We start from the raw sequence: 19,736 nt of genomic DNA, 5'->3' as shown, positions 1-19,736 counted from the left end.
GGTATAGAGGTATACTATACTCACCCTTATTCTTCCTTCGAAAGGGGTACTAATGAACGTCATAATGGTCTTATACGTCGTTTTATCCCTAAGGGTAAAAGCATCAAAGACTTATCTTTTGATACAATTCAAAGGATTCAAAATTGGATGAATAGGTTGCCACGTAAATTGCTAAAATTACAAAACCCCAGAAAAATATTTTTATGAAGAACTATCGAAGATTGCTTAATCCCATATTTTGAATATTATAGATGTCGCTTGTGGTTTATCAAGGGTAAAGCTCCGCCTGCTACGCAGCCCTTGACAAACCCATGCACTCCATCTCCTGTTATTATTAAGATGGGCTTAAGGCTGATTTTGACTATTGTCAGTCCTATTCTACATGATTTTTCACAGGGGTGTTGCATTTAATATTGCAATTTAAGAACCAATTTAAAAATCATGAAATTATAGACAATTTTTAATTTTTAATATATAATATAAATGTAACTATAGAAAACGATTTCTAGAAAACGATAACTATAATGTAAGGGGGATTCATATGAAGTTAAAGAAGTTTTTATCTGCTGCTTTAGTAGTAGCAATGACCTTTTCCTTTGCGTCATGTGGTAAAAAAAATCAACAAACATCAGCACCAGCTAATCAACCTACAAAAATTACTGTATGGAGCTGGTCAACAGCAGCAAAATCATTAAAGGTTGCAGCTGAAAACTATAAAAAGAACCACCCAAATGTTGAAATTGAAGTAGTGGAAATGGGAACAAATGATGTATATGACAAACTTACGGTTGGATTTGCATCAAACGAAGGTTTACCAGATGTTGTTTCAATTGAAGATGATCATTTTAAATCATTCATAAGTAAATTTCCTCAAGCTTTTGCAGATGTAACTGATGCTATTTCAAGTGAAAAAGGTAACTTTTTAAATAGTAAGATTGAAAATTTGACAGTAGATGGTAAAATATATGGTTTCCCATGGGATGCAGCTCCATCAGCTATGTTCTATAGAATAGATATTTTTGAAAAAGCAGGAGTAAAACCAGAAGAAATAAAGACATGGGATGATTACATAGAAGCAGGTAAAAAGGTAGTTAAAGCAACAGGACAAAAGATGATTCCAATTTCAGTAGGAACAGATGATGGTATATACAGAGAGCTACTTAACCAATTAGGAACTTTCTATTTTGATAAGGATGGTAAGCCTGTACTTAATTCAGAAGCATCCCTTAAGGCAATGGGATTAATTAAGAAAATGTATGATGAAGGTTTAGTATATAACAATGATTCTTGGGACTCATTAATTACTGCAACAAAAAATGGAACAATTGCTTCAGTTCCATTTGGAGTTTGGTATGTAGGTTCAATAATGGATCAAATGCCAGAGCTTAAGGGAAAATGGGGAATAATGAGAATGCCAGCCTTTGAAAAAGGTGGCAATACAGCTGCATGTCTTGGTGGTTCTAATTTAATGGTTACAAATGCATCAAAAAATAAGGATATAGCTATTGATTTTGCTAAGTTTGCTATGACAGATAAAGAAACTCAATTAACAATGTTTAAACAATATGGTTTATTCCCATCATATACTCCATTATACAGTGAAAGTGTATTTGATGAGCCAAGTGAGTTTTTTGCAAACCAAAAAATTTGGAAGCTATTTGCCGATGTAGCTAAAGAAATACCACCAATAAACTTTACAAATCATTTTGCAGAAACAAAAGAGTTAGTAGTAAATGCTATGGCAAAGACAACTTTAAAGGGTGCAGATCTTAAGACAACTATGGATGAGTTGCAAAAACAAGTAGAAGAAAGGATAAAATAATAAATTAATTAAAAGTATCCAGCCATAGTGGCTGGATACTTTAATAAAGGAGAGGGTGTGTATGAATACTCAATTACAACTTCATAAACCTGTACAAAAACGAAGCTTTTTAGATAAGATTAAACCTAATCCTAAAAATGCTGGGTATTATTTTATAGCACCTATAATGGTTTTATTTTGTGTGTTTATGGTTTATCCTATTATAAGATCATTTATATTAAGTTTTCAAAAGTTTGATGCAGGTCATTATAAGTTTGTTGGTTTTGATAATTACATATTACTTTTTAAAGATGATATATTTCTACAGGCACTAAAAAATAATTTTTGGTATTTAATTATACAGGTTCCTATAATGATATTACTTGCTCTTATATTGGCGGTTATGATAAATAGTCAATTTTTAAAGTATAAGGGTTTTTTTAGAATGGCATTTTTCATGCCTGCTGTAACTGCTCTTGTTGCCTATGCACTAGTTTTTAGATTGCTTTTAAATACAGATTTTGGTTTTATAAATTTCATATTAAGTAAGTTTGGATTACCTAGGGTAGATTGGCTAAATGGAGAGTTTACTTCAAAATTATCAATAATAATTGCTATGACATGGAGATGGACAGGTTATAATATGATCATTCTTTTGGCTGGTCTTCAGGGAATTTCAGAAGAAATATATGAAGCATGTGATATAGATGGAGCTAATGCGGTACAAAGATTTTTTAAGGTAACATTACCTTTAATGAAACCTATTATACTATTCTGTGCTATAACATCTACAATAGGTACATTACAATTATTTGATGAATCATTTATTTTAACAAAGGGTGGTCCGGATAATGCTACAATTTCAGTTGCCCATTACTTATATAATACAGGGTTTAGATTTATGAAATTTGGATATGCAGCTGCCATGAGCTATGTACTAGTTATTATAATAGCAGTGTTATCACTTATTCAATTTAAATTTGCAGGTGGTGATGAATAATGTTAAAAAGAAAACCAAATGAAGCTGGAATACTAACTCAGATTTTAGTATACATAGTTTTAATAATAGGTGTAGTAATATCATTTTTTCCATTCTACTTAATGTTTGTTTCATCTACTCATACATCAGGAGAAATATTAAGCTTACCACCAAAGCTTAATATTGGAAGTAATTTGATAAATAACTTTAAAAAACTTAATGATGATATAGGTATATTAAGAGTATTCTTTAATTCTTTGTTTATAGCAGTTGTTTATACCATTTTAACTGTATTATTATCTTCTATGGCTGGATATGCTTTTGCAAAATTTAATTTTAAAGGTAAAAAAATATTTTTTGCTATTGTTCTTGCAACTATTATGATACCAAACCAAGTATTATTAGTTCCTCTATTTGACATGATGAATAAATTTGGTTGGATCAATACCTATAAGGCAGTATTAATTCCAACGCTAGCAAATGCTTTTGGAATATTTTTAATGAGACAGAATATGCTTTCATTTCCCGACTCGGTTATAGAAGCAGCAAGAATAGATGGTTATGGTGAATTTTCAATATTCTTCAAGATTGTACTTCCTACAATGCGCCCAGCTCTAGGTGCATTAGCAATTTATATGTTCATGAATCAATGGAATAACTTTATGTGGCCATTAATAGTACTTAGAACTAAAAATATGTATACTTTACCTATAGCACTTTCAACTTTAAATGGTATGTCAAGAATAGATTATGGAGAAATAATGTTAGGTACTACAATTGCAACGCTACCTATAATGATAGTATTCTTAATATTCCAAAAGCAGTTTATAAAAGGAGTATTAGGTGGTGCAGTAAAAGGTTAATTAAGGAGGTTAAATAATGAAAAGCTTCTTTGGAGTTGATTATTATCCAGAACATTGGCCAATTGAAATGATGGACAGCGATATGGACAGATTGGTTGATTTAGGTGTTGAAGTAGTTAGAATCGGTGAATTTGCGTGGCATATTATGGAAAAGAGAGAAGGAGAATATGATTTTTCCTTTTTTGACATGGTTATAGAGAAACTTAAAAAAAGGGGTATAAAGGTTATATTTGGTACTCCTACTGCAACTCCACCAGCTTGGCTTATAAATAAATATCCTGAAATACTTCAAAGGGATGAAAATTTAATGCCAAGAAGTTTTGGCGGTAGAAGAATGTACTGCTATAATAGTGAAGTTTATAGGGAATATACGAGAAAAATTGTAACAAAACTAGCAGAACATTATAAAAATGAAGATTCTATAATAGCATGGCAAATAGATAATGAGTTTGGACATGAGGGCAGTGATATATGTTTTTGTGATACGTGCAAAGAAGGGTTTAGAAAATTCTTAAAGGATAAATATGGAGAAATTGAAAATTTAAATAAAACTTGGGGGACAGTATTTTGGAGTCAAACATATAACAGTTTTGATGAAATACCCCTTCCACTTAAAACAATAACCCATCACAATCCTTCAATGCAGCTTGATTATAGAAGGTTTATGTCAAAATCTATTAATGAATATGCAAAGCTTCAGGTGGATATTTTAAGAGAAGTATTAGGTAATAATGCAGTTATTACAACAAATATTGCTGGTGGATATTTTGATAAGAATTTTGACCATAAAGAAATGGTAAAACATATGGATTTTGCATCATATGATAACTACCCAGTTTGGGGTGGATTAAAGGAACCAATAACACCAGCAAATATTGCGATGGATTTAGATTTTATAAGAGGATTAAAGAGAAAAAACTTCTGGATTGTTGAAGAGCTAATGGGGGCACAAGGCCATACAATAATAGGATATCTTCCAAGGCCAAATCAAGCAAAAATGTGGGCGTATCAGGCGGTAGCCCATGGCGCACAGTCTATACTTTTCTTTAGGTATAGAACAGCAACCTTTGGAACTGAGGAGTTTTGCTTGGGTATAATAGATCAAGATAATAAAGAAGGAAGAAAATATAAAGAGGTAAAGGAGTTCTTTAGCGATGTAAAGAAATATAAAGACCTTTTACAAAGCCCTATAAAGTCTGAAATAGCCTTTTTATACGATTATGATAATATATGGGCATGGAAGATACAGCCTCAAAGCACTGCCTTTAACTTTAAAGAGGAGATGTTAAAGATTTATACAGCCTTCTATAAGTATAACACCCATATTGATGTAATTGATGCAAAGGATGATTTTAGTGAATATAAAGTTGTTGTACTTCCAGTTATGATGATTGTTGATGAAGATCTTAAAAATAAACTTGAAGAGTTTACTAAAAAAGGCGGAATAGTTGTATTAACCTATAGAACATCAATAAAAGATAGAAATAACAATCTATATCTTGGAAAGATAATGCCTTGCAATTTAAATCAACTTACAGGTATTGAAGTTGAGGAGATAGAATCACTTCAAGAGGGGCAATTTGCCTATGCAGATGGAAAATATGGAAGAACAAAATGTTGTGTTATGAGGGAAATGATCAATTCTAAGGGAGCAGAAGTTATTTATACATATGAAGATAAATTCTACAAAAACAAGGCCTGCATAACGGTAAATAGATTTGGAGAAGGTAAGGTTTACTATATTGGTTCTTCAGTAGATAGTGATGTATTGTCTTCTTTAGCAAAAGAAATAATAATGGAAAAAAGTATAGAGCATTTTGAAACACCTTTTGGAGTAGAAGTATATTCAAGATACTATGATGATAAGAAATATCTATTTATTATGAATCATACTGAGGAGGAACATGATGTTTTAGGTATAAAACTTATGCCATATGATAGCAGAATTATTGAGGTGAAATAGATGGGGGTAAAAAGGTTTAATGATTATATAGGCATTTATACAAAAAACATGCAATATGTTTTTAAAATAGAGGATGAATTTTTAAGACATGTACATTTTGGAGATATAATTCCTCTTGAGGATTTTAGCTTGGAGGAGATAAAAGAAGTCTCCTCCAATGATTCAATTTATGATGTAGCAAAAGAAGAATTTTCATATCACGGAAGGCTTAGGTATAAAGAAACATGTTTAAAGGTAGAATTTGAGGACGGTACTAGAGATTTGGTTTTAAAATTTAAAAATATAATATTAAAGGATAATCAAGTCGAAGTATATCTTCAGGATGATTTTTATAAATTGGAAGTCGTACTTAGATATATTATATTTGAAGATGAAGACATAATAGCTAGAAATGTAGAGGTTAAAAATATTGGAGAAGATAGAATAGATATTGAAAAAATATTTTCCTTTGAACTTAATTTAGAAGGATTGGGATTTTTCATACACAATGTAGGAGGTCATTGGGGATCAGAAGGATTAAGATTTAGACAACCTATAAATTATAGCAAAGTTGTGTTAGAGAGCAGAAAGGGTAATACAGGCCACAGCAATAATCCTTATTTTATTTTAGAAAGGGATGCAACAGAGGATAAAGGTGAAGTTTATTTTGGAGTATTAGAATACAGTGGTAATTTTAAAATAGTTGCTGAAGGAATGCCATATGGACATACTAGAATTTTAGCAGGAATAAATGATTTTGACTCTTGCATTACATTAAAAAAGGGAGAAAGATTTAAATCCCCAACGGTATATTTTGGATATACCAAAAATGGATTTTCAGATATGTCAAGAAGGCTTCATAGATTTATAAGAAACAATATAATGCCTAAGAACTATAATAAAAATATTCGTCCAGTTCTATACAATTCATGGGAGGCAACCTTATTTGATGTAAAATGTGAACACCAAATTGAACTTGCCAAGAGGGCAAAGGAATTAGGATGTGAATTATTTGTTATTGATGATGGCTGGTTTGGAGAAAGAAATAGTGACAGAGCAGGGCTTGGAGATTGGTATGTAAACAAAGAAAAATTCCCTAAAGGATTAAAACCTCTAATAGATGAGGTTAAGGCATTGGGAATGGATTTTGGAATTTGGGTTGAACCTGAAATGGTAAATCCTGATAGTGATCTTTATAGGAAGCATCCTGAATGGGTGTATCAATTTAAAAATAGAAAATGCACTACTTCAAGAAACCAACTTGTACTTAATATGACTTTAAAGGAAGTTCAAGACTATGTATATGGTTTTTTAGATAAACTTTTAAGTGAAAATGACATTAGCTTTATAAAATGGGATATGAATAGACCTTTTTCAGAAGCAGGAGCTTTAAATTTAGATAATAGAAGGAGCATATGGGTAAAACATACAGAGGCAGTTTTTGATATTGTAAAAAGGTTGAGAGAAAAATATCCTAATGTTCATTTTGAGGCTTGTGCTTCAGGTGGAGGAAGGGTTGATTTAGGTTCAATAAGGTATTTTGATCAATATTGGACAAGTGATAATACTGATGCCTTTGATAGGCTTAAAATACAAGAAGCATATAGCCTTATATATCCTGCTATTGCAATGAGATCTTGGGTTACAGATTGTCCTAACTTTTTAACAAACAGAACAATACCTTTAAAGTTTAGATTTCACTGTGCTATGATGGGTACTTTAGGTATAGGTGGAGACATAAACAAATGGACAGAAGAAGAGAAGAATATCGCAAAAAAGATGATTGAAGAGTATAAAAAAATAAGGCATATTGTTCAATTTGGGGATTTATATAGATTAAATTCAATACAAAATGATGAAATACATTCTGTTCAATATGTTTTAGAAGATGAATCTGTAGTCTTTACCTTTTTACCAAGGCAAAACTATTCAAAATCCAAATTTAGAATTAAGTTAAAGGGATTAGAATCAGATAAGAGATATAAAGTAACAACTGAGGAAAAAGTATATTATAAATCAGGTGCATACCTTATGAATTACGGTATAGAGTTAGAACTTAAGGGAGACTACTCCTCAAGTGCCACCCATGTGAAATGTGAATAAAACCATAAAATACCATTTGAGCTATGAAAAAATTCATAGCTCTTTTTTAATTTTTTGAAAATTTATATTTATTTTTTTGTTCTGTTGTTATATAATGATTATAGAAAAGGTTTTCTATAAGGAGGAATAGTTATGGCAGAACTTAGATGGAACCCACTTTTAAAGACGTGGACAATGGTTGCATCAAACAGACAACAAAGACCAAATATGCCTAAGGATTGGTGTCCATTTTGCCCAGGCTCTGGCAGAGTTCCAGACAATTATGATGTATATAAGTATGATAATGATTTTCCTGCTCTAACTCAAACACCAGGAGAGCCTGATGTTGAGGGAAATGATTTATATAAAGTAGCTCAAAACTATGGAAAATGTGAAGTTATACTATATTCTCCAGAGCATACAAAGACACTGCCAGAACTTGAAGTTTCCCATATATATAAGTTGGTTAATCTTTGGACTGAAAGGTTTGAGGAGCTGTCAAAGGATGAAAAAATAAAGTATATATTTGAATTTGAAAATAGAGGAGAAGAAGTAGGAGTAACAATGCCGCACCCTCATGGCCAAATATATGGATATTCCTTTGTTCCTCTTAAAGTTAAAGTTGAACTTGATTCGTGTAAAGAATACTATAGTGAGCACAAAGAATGCATGATTTGTAGAATGAACAGAGAGGAAAAGGATTTTGAAAAGAGGGTAATATACGAAAACGAAAGTTTTATTGCCTATATTCCCTTCTTTACAGATTATCCCTATGGAGTGTTTATAGTAAGTAAGGCACATAAGGGGAATTTTACAGAGTTTACAGATAAGGAAAAATGGGATTTAGCAGATATATTAAAGAAAATAACAGGGGCTTTTGATTCTCTATTTGATAGGCTATTCCCATATATGATGTGTATACACCAAACACCAGTAAACTGTGAGGAATATAAGGATAGTAAAGATTACTATCACTTCCATATAGAATTTTATCCACCGCTTAGAGATGCAAATAGAATAAAGTACTATGCTTCATCCGAAATGGGTGCATGGGCTGCATGTAATACACTTGCAGTCGAACAGACATCAGAACAGTTAAGAGAGGCATTAAAAAAATATTTATCAAAGATAGGGGGATAATTATGGAATTAAATGTACTAAAGGATATGTTTATACAAGAATACGGTGAAGGTGAGGTTGAAGTTTACTTTTCACCAGGAAGAGTAAATTTAATAGGTGAACACATAGATTATAATGGTGGTTATGTATTTCCAGGTGCTTTAACAATAGGTATTTATGGTATGGTTAGAGAAAGAGAGGATAATATAATTAGATTAAGGTCTAAAAATGCAAGTGGCGAAATAATAGTAAACTTACAGGAAGATATAAGATACGATGAAAAGGATGACTGGGGAAACTATCCAAAGGGTGTAATAAAGAAGATAAAAGAATTAGGCTATAATGTTAATGGTCTTGACATTTTATTTTATAGTAATCTTCCAGATGGGGCAGGGCTTTCATCTTCTGCAGCAATAGAAGTTTTAACTGCATATATACTTCTTCATAAAAATAAAGGTGAAGATGTAGATAGAGTGGAAATCGCAAAGATGTGCCAAGAGGTTGAAAATAAATTTGTAGGAGTAAACTGTGGTATTATGGATCAGTTTGCAGTTGCTCTTGGAAGGGAAAATAATGCAATACTCCTAGACTGCGCAAGTTTATATTATGAATATGTTCCATTTGATCTAAAAGATGCTAGCCTAGTTATAATGAATACAAACAAAAGAAGAGAACTTAGCGAATCAAAATACAATGAAAGAAGGGCAGAATGTGACAAAGCTCTAGAGATCATAAGAACTCATAGGGAAGTTGAAAATCTATGTCAAGCAGATGTAAAAGATTTAGATTATATAGAGGATGAAGTAATTAAAAAGAGAGCAAGACATGCAATAACAGAAAATATAAGGGTTAAAGATGCGGTTAGGGTATTAAGAGAGGGAGATATAGAAGCATTTTCTAAACTTCTTATTGAATCCCATAAATCACTTAAAGATGATTATGAAGTAACAGGTCTTCATCTTGATACAATAGTTGAAGAAGCTCTTAAGGTTAAAGGATGTCTTGGAGCTAGAATGACAGGTGCAGGTTTTGGAGGTTGTGCTATTGCTGTTGTAAAAAATGAAGTTGTTGATGAATTTATAAAAGAAGTATCAAAGAACTATAAAGAAAAGACAGGCATTGAAGCTGCATTCTATGTAAGCAAAATAGGTGATGGAGTAAAATATATGGGAAGGTGCTAGCTTTATGAAAATAGAAAACGTTTTTTATAAAGGGTTAGATGGTATAAAGGTTGAAAATGAATATATAAGTTTAATTATTCTTCCAAAGTTAGGTGCAAAGATAGCATCATTAATATACAAGCCTCAAAATTTTGAGGTATTAGCTCAGCCAACATTAAATAGATATACCCTTGCTGAGTACGGTGATAAATTTGAAAAATATGATACGTCAGGAATAGATGAGATGTATCCAACGATAGATGAGTGTGTTTATCCTTATGATGGCTATGACCGAAAAATGCCTGATCATGGAGAGCTTTGGAGTATACCATGGAAAGTTGAAGTTATAAATGATGAAATAGTATGTAGTGTTTCAGGGGTTAATTTCAAATATGAATTTGAAAGAAGAATAAAATTAGATAAAAACATTATTAGATTAAACTATAAAGTAAAAAATACTGGTACTTGTCAGCTATATGGACTTTGGGCATTCCATGGACTTGTTGCATGTGATGATGAAAGCAAAATATTATTAGATGCAGAAAAAGTAATGAATGTCCATAAAAGTAGTGTTTATGGAGATGTAGGGAATATACATCTATTCCCTGAAACTTATGATGTGATAGGCAAAAAAGTTAGGGTTGATAGAATTGGACCTAGAACCCTTGAAAAGACAGAAAAGTTTTATGTATATGGAGAGATTAAGAAGGGGGAAGCGGGATTAACCTTAAATAAAAATAAGCTACTGTATAAATTATTATTCCCCAAAGATAAAATACCATACCTAGGAGTTTGGATAAATGAAGGTGGATTTAAGGGAGAATATAATTGTGCACTTGAGCCTTCAAATGCTTTTTATGATTCTGTTGAAATAGCTAAGGAATATGGTAAAATAAAACCATTAGGTGTAAATGAAGAAGAAACTTGGTATCTTGATATTGTTCTTGAAGAATTAGTTTAGGAGGGGTTTCATGAATATTTTAGTAACTGGTGGAGCAGGTTATATTGGTTCCCATACTGTTAAAATGCTAAATAAAATGGGCAAAAACGTAGTAGTATATGACAACTTAGTTAAAGGTCACAGAGCTGCAGTTAAATGCCCTAATTTTGTTGAGGGAGACATATTTGACAGCGAAAAGCTTGAGTGGACAATAAAAAATTATAATATTGACTCAGTTGTTCACTTTGCAGCCTATAGCCTAGTTGGAGAGTCAATGGAAAAGCCTCAAATGTACTACTATAACAACGTACAGGGAACATTGAATCTACTTGATGTAATGCTTAAAAATAATGTTAAAAAGCTTGTATTTTCATCTACAGCGGCAGTTTATGGAGAACCAGAAAGGGTTCCAATAACAGAGGATATTTCAAAAAATCCAACAAATGTTTATGGTAAAACCAAGCTTATTATGGAAAATGCAATGGAGGATTATTCAAGATCCTATGGTTTAAAATATATAGCTTTAAGATATTTTAATGCCTGTGGTGCAGATGTTGAAGGTGATATAGGTGAGGACCACAGCCCAGAAACACACTTAATTCCACTTGTTCTTCAAACTTGTCTTGGAAAGAGGGAAAGTATAAAAATATTTGGAGATGATTACAACACTAAAGATGGAACATGTGTAAGAGACTATATTCATGTAAATGATTTAGCAGAGGCACATATACTTGCTCTTGAGGCACTATATGAAGGAAGAGATTCGAATGTGTATAATTTAGGAAATGGAAATGGTTTTACAGTAAAGGAGATAATAGAGGCAGCAGAGGAAGTTACAGGAATTAATATAAAGAAGGAGATAGCACCAAGAAGAGCAGGAGATCCAGCTGTATTAATTGCAAGTTCAGATAAAATTAAGCGTGAATTAAATTGGAATCCTAAGTTTACAGATATTAAAAAGATAATAGAAACTGCTTGGAGATGGCATAAGAATCATCCAAATGGATATGGCGATAAGTAATTGTCTTAAAAAAACAAAGCCCCATGAATGTTTAAATATATTCATGGGGCTTATAGTTTCTAAATTTATTTCTTTATTTTTATTATTATCTGATGTATCCACATACCTATTGTAATTGAAAAAAGAAGTATTGCATTTAACACATAGGCTAAATCCTTCATTCCTTCTGATGGCTGTGTTTTTGCCTTTATGATTAAAAATACCCCAAATAGAACAATTACAATAGAAGTAATAAATGAAATTTTAATTGATTTAAATATCTTCCACAGTACAAAAGAGAATGCAGCACCAATTAATATACATAATGGGAAAATAATATATTGCATTGTATCCCTCCTTTATTCAATTATACTATTAAATTTTGGAACATAAAACAAAAATTCTTTAAATATTTATTTATATTGAAGTATTTTTTAGGAGGATTACTTTGAGGGGGATATGTATTAAAAGATACAGAAAGTTTAATAGAATAAAATCACCCTTGGGATGTTTGCTATATGTATATTTACTTATAATGCTTATTGCTTTTATATTAATTTTAATAATCTATTTATCAAAGGAGCCCAAGAAACCTCCTCAAAATGAAATAAAAATATCAAAAATAAAAAGAAGCGAAGCATTTAAACGAGGAATGGAAATGATAAATTTTGTGTGGAAATACGATGCATCTAAAAATGGTGTTGTAGATAACAATGAAATTACAATGCCTAGACACTTAAAGGATGGTGAACTAACAAGTGGAATACCCTATTGCTGGGGAGGATATATATCACTTGATATGAGCAATCAACCACAAATTAAAAATTTTAAAGATGCACTAGATAAGGGACTAATAGCAGGCAATATCAATACAAATGGAGGATATAAACAATTAACTGCTGGACTTGACTGTTCTGGCTTTGTTGGGGCTGTATTTAAAATTCCTATAAAGATATCTACCCAGACGCTTGGGGATTATTTTCATCCAATAAAATTTGAGGATTTAAAACCTATGGATATAATAAATCATGAAAAATATCATGTGTTTATTTATCTTAAGGAATCAGCAGATAAGAAGGGCATTATTGTAATGGAGGCAACAACCGGAAAAAATGAAGTCTTTGATAGAACAACTATAAGTTATAGAAGCTATTCTGAGATAAAAAAATATATTGATAACGGTACATATGTTCCTATGAGATATAATAAGATAGTAGAAGATGATATAGACTTTTTTAAGGATGAAAATGAATTTAATAACTTCGATTATTTAGCTACTAATATTGTATTAGATGAAGAATATAAAGGATATATAGACTATGCAGGCGATGTAGATATATATTCAGTTAGGTTAAAGGAAGGAGAGTATAAACTAAAAATTGAAAGTGAAAAACCTATTTTGATTGAACTGTATTGTGAAGATGGAAATATACTAAAGATGAACGTTGATAAATTAAATGAAGCTGTTTTTAATATACAAGAAAGTAAAATGCTAAAGATAAAGATTTATTCTAAAGATTTAATGTATAAATTCAAATATAGCTTAAAATTAATGAATATATAGCCATAGAATAAAAATTTTAGCCTGCTAAAAATAGCAGGTGTTATTTTTCTAAAAAATGGTATATAATAAAATAAAAGATTTTGGTGGTGGGGATATGAATAGTTTAGCTCTTAAAATAGCTTGGGATGTACATAAAAATCAAAAAAGAAAGGGTTCTAATGCACCATATATAATTCATCCTATAGAGGTTGCTGTAATATTACTTGAAAATGGTGCAGATGAAGATTTAATAACTGCAGGTCTTTTGCATGATACACTAGAGGATATAACAAGTGGGAGAGCAGAGCTTTTAAAGTTAATAAAAGCTAATTTTTCAAAGAGGGTTGTTAACATTGTTTTAGCTGTATCAGAACAAGAAAAGATTTCAATAAACAGAACTCTCACAAGAAGTGAAAAAATAAATACGTGGAGAGTCAGGAAACAGGAATCAATTGATAAATTGAAGATATCAGATCTAGATGTAAAGATGCTTTCGTGTGCAGATAAGTTAAGTAATGTAAGAAGCATGATAGAGGATTATAAGATGATGAAGGACAACTTATGGACTATGTTTAATGCTGGATATGATGATCAAAAATGGTACTATACTGAAATTTTAAAGGTCTTTAAAGACTTAAATAATTATCCTATGTATAAAGAACTTGAATATAAAGTAAATTTACTATTCAGGTAATTTTATCCACAAACTTATTAACATATGTGGATAAAATTAACATTCAAGGGATGATTTTTTAAATTATTAGGAGGATGTATATGAGGGGGATAATTGAGTGTTTGGAGGAAAATCCAATAATAGCAGCTGTTAAAGATGATAGTGACATAGAATACGTACTTAAAACAGATGTTAAGGTTATATTTATGCTATTTGGAAGTATATTAAATATAAAAGAATATGTTGATAAGTTAAAGAGAAATGGAAGGAGAGTATTTGTACATATCGACCTAATTAATGGTTTAGGTAAGGATGAAGAGGCTGTAAAGTTTTTAGGTAAAATTGGTGTGGATGGAATAATAACAACAAAACCAACTTTGATAAAGGCTATAAAAAACGAAGGATTAATTTCAATACAGAGGCTCTTTATGATAGATTCGCGATCATTAGAAACAGGAATAAAAAGTATAATTGAAGATAAACCCCATGCAGTTGAGATAATGCCCGGTTTAGCAAGCAAAGTAATAGGTAGAATACATGAACAGGTACATATACCAATTATCGTTGGAGGATTAATGTGTGATAAATTTGATATTATAAGTGCATTATCCAATGGAGCTCTTGCTATTTCGACATCTACAAGGGAATTATGGAATGAATAAGAAAGTGGTGTCATTTTGACACCACTTTTTTTGACATAAAAAAAGCCCGGGGGGGATCCCGGGAATGGGTAAATGGGTTGGGGTTTGTTTGTTGCCGCATAATTATAATAACACAAATTATTAATTTTGTGTATTAATTTTTTGTAAAAAAATGATGTAAAATGTCGAACGGAATTTTAAATGTGAGCATATAATGGTTAAGGGGGATATTATGTATTGTATAAGACTTTTACAAAAACCTTGTGATAACAAAGACCTTGAGTATAATTATGAAAATATCATTTATGATAAGTATGGGATAATTGGTTTAGAATTGAATGAATGTGCAAATTGCTTGAAGGCAAATGTTTTAAAAAAGATTAAGGCAAGAAGCCTTATTATTAATAACTACCTATTTGATAAAATAAGCAGGTATATTAAAGATTATGGTTACGATGTTGAAAGTGTATTAACAGAAGAAGGGGATGTTTTAAAGATTAGGTGTACTTCAATAGACAATTATGTTGAGATATCATATTGTGGTGTAGTTTCTATGCAGGATATTGATCTTGAGCTGATTGATGAATTTGTTCCTTTGTTATTAGGGGATGATTAATATGATTAGTAAGATACTAAAAAATTTATCTTTTCAAGCATTGATGTCTAAATTATTAGTAATATATTTAGTATATGTTAAGGGGTTTAGTATTCTTAGACTATTTACCTTTACAAATGGTTTTAAAGATACAGCTTTGATAGCAGGAGATATGGCAATTCTATCATATCTATTAGACCAAATCCTACTAAGAATGTTTAGAAGATATATAAATGTTTATGTATCAATTAAAAATTTAAAAACTGCAGAAAATGTTACTATATTCTACAGAGATTCTGAAGCAATTCAAAAGGTTATGCTAACAGTGTCAATAAAGTGTAGAAGTAAATTGATACTAAATTTTATTAAATATTTAATAAGGGGAGATAAAGTTATTTTAAAATTAAAGTGGGCACACGATACTTGGCTTAGTTTTCAAAGGATAAATGGATTGTTGACTATGAACCAAAACTCACTATTTTATGCTGAAACGGATGGCTTGTGTATAAACTTATTTGATCCTCTACAGGTAAATGAGGTTGAGGCAGAAATAATAGATACACCTTTACTGGTAACTTGTGATATGGGAGATAAAACTGAAGGGGAGATAATAAATGAAATAAATTATATAACAAAAAACAAATTTAAATGCTGTATTGTTGACTTTCTTATAAATCTTTGGGTAGATGTATTTTATGTTCCACATAAAATAAAGGTTGTATAAACAGTTTTTTGGGGTATAATTAAAATGAATATGTATAAGGGGAGATACAAATGAAGGATTTTATAGTAATTGGTATAGAATCAAGTTGTGATGAAACATCATGTGCTGTTATAAAAAATGGAAGAGAGGTTTTATCAAATATAATATCTTCACAGGTTGATATACACAAAAAATTTGGAGGAGTAGTACCTGAGGTTGCATCAAGAAAACATGTTGAGGTTATTAGTAATGTAGTAAAAGAGGCTTTAGAAGAGGCAAAAATAAGCTTAAGTGATATTGATTTAGTTGCTGCAACTTATGGCCCAGGTCTTGTAGGTGCACTTTTAGTTGGATTGTCCTATGCAAAGGGATTGGCTCTTTCACTTAATAAGCCCTTTGTTGGTGTAAATCATATTGAGGGCCATATTGCAGCAAACTACATAGCACATAAGGATCTAGAGCCTCCATATTTATGCCTTGTTGTATCAGGCGGCCATACACATCTTGTTTTGGTTAAGGATTACACTGAATTTGAAGTGCTTGGTAGAACAAGGGATGATGCTGCTGGAGAGGCATATGATAAAGTAGCAAGAGCTTTAGGACTTGGTTATCCAGGAGGTCCATTAATTGATAGAATAGCAAAAGAGGGAAATGAATATGCAGTTGATTTTCCAAAGGCATATCTAGAAGATGGCAGTTTTGATTTTTCATTTAGCGGACTAAAGTCTGCTGTTTTAAATTATTTAAATAAAATGAATATGACAGGTAAGGAGATAAAAAGAGAGGATGTAGCAGCAAGTTTCCAAAGAGCAGTTGTAGAGATACTTGTTGAAAAAACAGTAAAAGCAGCTCAAAAATATAACATGAATAAGATATGCCTTGCAGGTGGAGTAGCTGCTAATTCAAAATTAAAACTAGAAATGTCTAATGAATGTGAAAAAAGAGGTATAAAGTTTTACTATCCACCTGTAAGTTTATGTACAGATAATGCAGCAATGATTGCAGCAGCAGGATATTATAATTATAAAAGTGGCATAGTGTCGAATTTAGGGTTAAATGCATACCCTTCATTAAAAATTGGGCAAAGATTGTAGAAAATGTGGATATTTTGGATATGTTAACATTATACATGTGGACAAAGTGGATAAACTATTGAAATATACACAAATTAACCTATATAATATGTGGATAAATTTGTGGACAATGTGGATATAACTTAATTTTTTGAAAAAAATAAAGATATTTAATATTAGATATCTTGATTTTAACAATTAAACAATGTATATAAACTAAAGAAATATTTAATAAAGAAATAGATAATTGAAGAAAAATCAAAAAAGAAGATGAAAAATGTAAAAAAATCTTTTCATTTAGAAAAATTTGTTTTATTATATAATTAAGTTAATTCATGTGAACGTTTGAACTTTTGTGTTGATTTAGGGGGAAGTCTAATGGATTATGATAAATACTTCCAAAGAGGTGTTAGGTATACCCTGATTAACACCGATGATGATTATGGATATGATATAATAGCAGCATATATTTCATGGGGATTAAAAAACAATAGAAAGTGTTATTATTTTGTAGATAGAGATGTTTTAGTAAATTTAGATTTTTATTTAAAGCAAGTCAATCTTGATTTGATAGAGTTAATGGCAAATAACAAATTAACAATTCAATCGTCAAAGATGTTCTTTTCAAATAATAGCATCAACTCTGCCTTTGATAATATAGTTAGATTAACCAATGAAGCTTTAGAAGATGGATATGATGGTATAGCTGTTATTTCAGATAGAGAGTCCTTCTGCCATAGTGACTATGATGAGCAGTTTCTATATAATTATGAAAAGCAACTTGATGAGATATTTGATAAATATCCAGTTTCGGCTATAAGTTGTTATAACATAGATAAATTTGGGGTAGATGCTCTTTTTGCTATAACTCACTTAAATCCAAACTTTATCTACAAAAATAATGATGAAGTATATGTACATCTAGCAGGTGATGAACTTTTTACAAAAGAAGAAACTTTAGGGATTGTTCAAGAGTTTTTAAAAAAGAGGGAAAAAATATTAAGAGAAAATAGAGTTTATAAGTTTATAAGCAAGCTATCAGGTGAACTTTCCTATAAAAAAGATGAGGGTGAAATATTAGAAACTGCATTAAGTATAATATGTAACTCAATATCAGCAAATAGAGGATTTGTTGTTCTTTTTAATAATAATGAGGTACCTAAAGATTTTAACTCTGAACATATTATATCTTATAACATTACAGAGGATATTATAAATACTTATAAACAGCACTTATTAAGTGGATTATATGATCCTAAAGTCACATTTTCTAAACTAAATTGTTTAGTTTTTAATGCTAGGGATCTTAAGGGTACTACTAAGGAAATAATGGATAAAAACAATATATTATCTTGTATTACAATACCAATTAAGTTTAATGATGATATACTAGGATGTATGTGGCTTTCAAGTCAAGACAAATACTTTTCATTTGAGGATAGTTCAGAGTTTTTATATATGGTTTGTCAAACAATTGGTAAGATGTTGGCTGAATTTAGAAGATATAAAAAAATACAGGATAGCTTAATACAAGCAAGAAAGATGCAAGCATTAGGTGAATTAACAGGTGGTATTGCACATGAGTTTAATAATATATTAACTCCAATATTAGGCTATATACAGATACTAAAAAATAATATAGATGATCCCATACTTAATAGATATATTGAGCTTATTGAGGAAAGTGCAAAGGATGGGGCAAAGATAGTAAAGAGAATACAGGAGTTTTCAAAATCTAAACATAAAGAAAAGGAACTTTGTGATATAAACAGAATAATAATTCAGTCTGTGGAGATAACAAAACCTAAGTGGACATATGAGTCTCAAATATGTAAAAAGAGTATAGAAGTTAAGTTGGATTTAAAAGCAAAGGGATTTGTTGAAGGTACAGCTACAGAATTAAGAGAGGTTTTTGTAAATATAATATCTAATGCTATAGATGCAATGCCAAATGGAGGATTATTAAAAATAGTTTCTTATAATAAAAATGGCAATATTATAATTAAAATTAGAGATACTGGTATAGGAATGACAGATGAAGTTAAGGAAAAAATATTTGAGCCATTCTTTACAACTAAAAATGAACGTGGAAATGGACTTGGGCTTTCTATTGTTTACTCAATAATTAAGGAGATGAATGGTACTATTGATGTAGTAAGTAAGGTAAATGAAGGAACAGAATTTGAAATAAGATTGCCAGCTAAGGGAACAGGTTTGAGCATTGAATATTTAAGTGAAAATAAAGAGGAAAGAAGAGCTCATAGAGTATTAGTAATAGATGATCAAGAGCCTGTAGCAGAGGCAGTTTCAGAGATGCTTAAAAATCTAGGTCATATATCAGAATATGTAGTTGATGATGAAGAGGCACTTGAATTTATCAATAAGAAAGATTATGATGCAGTAATGTGTGATTTAGCAATGCCAAATTGTACAGGCATTGAATTAGCTGAAAGGATAAAGTCAGTAAAGAATATACCAGTTATACTTATGACAGGTTGGTTAGGAAACTTGAGTGAAGATGAAAAGAATCATGTAGATGAAATAGTTCAAAAACCTTTTTCAATTGAAGAGCTAAGAGATGTAATACAAAAGGTGTGTAAAATTAAAGTGGGCTAAAAGGCC

General features: G+C 30.7%; 17 protein-coding genes and 1 pseudogene. 17 read left to right on the top strand and 1 reads right to left on the bottom strand.

Translation table 11 applies throughout. From position 1 onward, the window contains the following. From TCEL_RS09640 to galE, 10 genes and pseudogenes are all read left to right on the top strand, one after another. A pseudogene (locus TCEL_RS09640) lies at nt 1–229 on the top strand (IS30 family transposase); the annotation flags it as partial. A gap of 312 nt (nt 230–541) precedes the next feature. Then, nucleotides 542–1,822 (top strand): ABC transporter substrate-binding protein, encoded by a 1,281-nt coding sequence (locus tag TCEL_RS09635; RefSeq protein WP_018663573.1) that lies wholly within the window; start codon nt 542–544, stop codon nt 1,820–1,822. 61 nt (nt 1,823–1,883) lie between these two features. Continuing rightward, the gene (locus tag TCEL_RS09630; RefSeq protein ID WP_018663572.1) at nt 1,884–2,801 is read left to right on the top strand and encodes a carbohydrate ABC transporter permease; all 918 of its coding nucleotides are present in this window, start codon (nt 1,884–1,886) and stop codon (nt 2,799–2,801) included. Further along, the gene (locus TCEL_RS09625; protein ID WP_018663570.1) at nt 2,801–3,643 is read left to right on the top strand and encodes a carbohydrate ABC transporter permease; all 843 of its coding nucleotides are present in this window, start codon (nt 2,801–2,803) and stop codon (nt 3,641–3,643) included. Before TCEL_RS09630 ends, TCEL_RS09625 begins: the two co-directional genes overlap by 1 nt. Before the next feature lie 16 nt (nt 3,644–3,659). After that, entirely contained in the window at nt 3,660–5,606 is a 1,947-nt protein-coding gene (locus TCEL_RS09620; RefSeq protein ID WP_018663568.1) for a beta-galactosidase, read from the top strand. After that, nucleotides 5,607–7,688: an alpha-galactosidase gene (locus TCEL_RS09615; protein ID WP_018663566.1), complete on the top strand. Its 2,082-nt coding sequence runs from the start codon at nt 5,607–5,609 to the stop codon at nt 7,686–7,688. Nucleotides 7,689–7,820: 132 nt separating this feature from the next. After that, complete coding sequence (galT, locus tag TCEL_RS09610; RefSeq protein ID WP_018663564.1) at nt 7,821–8,807, top strand: galactose-1-phosphate uridylyltransferase; 987 nt, start codon at nt 7,821–7,823, stop codon at nt 8,805–8,807. 2 nt (nt 8,808–8,809) lie between these two features. After that, entirely contained in the window at nt 8,810–9,967 is a 1,158-nt protein-coding gene (locus TCEL_RS09605; RefSeq protein WP_018663562.1) for a galactokinase, read from the top strand. A gap of 4 nt (nt 9,968–9,971) precedes the next feature. Then, on the top strand, nt 9,972–10,907 hold the full coding sequence (locus TCEL_RS09600; RefSeq protein ID WP_018663560.1) for an aldose epimerase family protein: 936 nt from the start codon (nt 9,972–9,974) through the stop codon (nt 10,905–10,907). 10 nt (nt 10,908–10,917) lie between these two features. Beyond that, nucleotides 10,918–11,907: a UDP-glucose 4-epimerase GalE gene (gene galE / locus TCEL_RS09595; protein ID WP_018663558.1), complete on the top strand. Its 990-nt coding sequence runs from the start codon at nt 10,918–10,920 to the stop codon at nt 11,905–11,907. 65 nt (nt 11,908–11,972) lie between these two features. Here the strand turns inward: galE and TCEL_RS09590 are convergent, their stop codons facing one another. After that, the gene (locus TCEL_RS09590) at nt 11,973–12,233 is read right to left on the bottom strand and encodes a hypothetical protein (protein ID WP_018663556.1); all 261 of its coding nucleotides are present in this window, start codon (nt 12,231–12,233) and stop codon (nt 11,973–11,975) included. Between the two features lie 101 nt (nt 12,234–12,334). Here TCEL_RS09590 and TCEL_RS12890 point away from each other — a divergent pair, with 101 nt between their 5' ends. The 7 genes from TCEL_RS12890 to TCEL_RS09555 all read left to right on the top strand — a co-directional run bounded on the left by TCEL_RS12890 (nt 12,335) and on the right by TCEL_RS09555 (nt 19,730). Then, nucleotides 12,335–13,450, top strand: coding sequence for an NlpC/P60 family protein (locus tag TCEL_RS12890; protein ID WP_018663555.1), 1,116 nt, complete (start codon nt 12,335–12,337; stop codon nt 13,448–13,450). A gap of 94 nt (nt 13,451–13,544) precedes the next feature. After that, nucleotides 13,545–14,123: an HD domain-containing protein gene (locus TCEL_RS09580; RefSeq protein ID WP_198010657.1), complete on the top strand. Its 579-nt coding sequence runs from the start codon at nt 13,545–13,547 to the stop codon at nt 14,121–14,123. An 80-nt stretch (nt 14,124–14,203) separates the two neighbouring features. Continuing rightward, entirely contained in the window at nt 14,204–14,764 is a 561-nt protein-coding gene (locus TCEL_RS09575; RefSeq protein ID WP_018663550.1) for a glycerol-3-phosphate responsive antiterminator, read from the top strand. Nucleotides 14,765–14,975: 211 nt separating this feature from the next. Further along, a complete protein-coding gene (locus TCEL_RS09570) occupies nt 14,976–15,359 on the top strand; it encodes a hypothetical protein (protein ID WP_018663548.1) in 384 nt (127 codons plus the stop codon). A 1-nt stretch (nt 15,360) separates the two neighbouring features. Next, nucleotides 15,361–16,062: a hypothetical protein gene (locus TCEL_RS09565; RefSeq protein WP_018663546.1), complete on the top strand. Its 702-nt coding sequence runs from the start codon at nt 15,361–15,363 to the stop codon at nt 16,060–16,062. A gap of 50 nt (nt 16,063–16,112) precedes the next feature. After that, a complete protein-coding gene (tsaD, locus tag TCEL_RS09560; RefSeq protein ID WP_018663544.1) occupies nt 16,113–17,135 on the top strand; it encodes a tRNA (adenosine(37)-N6)-threonylcarbamoyltransferase complex transferase subunit TsaD in 1,023 nt (340 codons plus the stop codon). A gap of 357 nt (nt 17,136–17,492) precedes the next feature. After that, complete coding sequence (locus tag TCEL_RS09555; protein ID WP_018663542.1) at nt 17,493–19,730, top strand: ATP-binding protein; 2,238 nt, start codon at nt 17,493–17,495, stop codon at nt 19,728–19,730. Nucleotides 19,731–19,736: the final 6 nt, after the last annotated feature.

This window comes from Thermobrachium celere DSM 8682, assembly GCF_000430995.1.
Classification (GTDB): Bacteria; Bacillota; Clostridia; order Clostridiales; family Caloramatoraceae; genus Thermobrachium; species Thermobrachium celere.
Note: the sequence above shows the minus strand (reverse complement) of the source record. Positions and strands in the feature narration are given on the sequence as shown.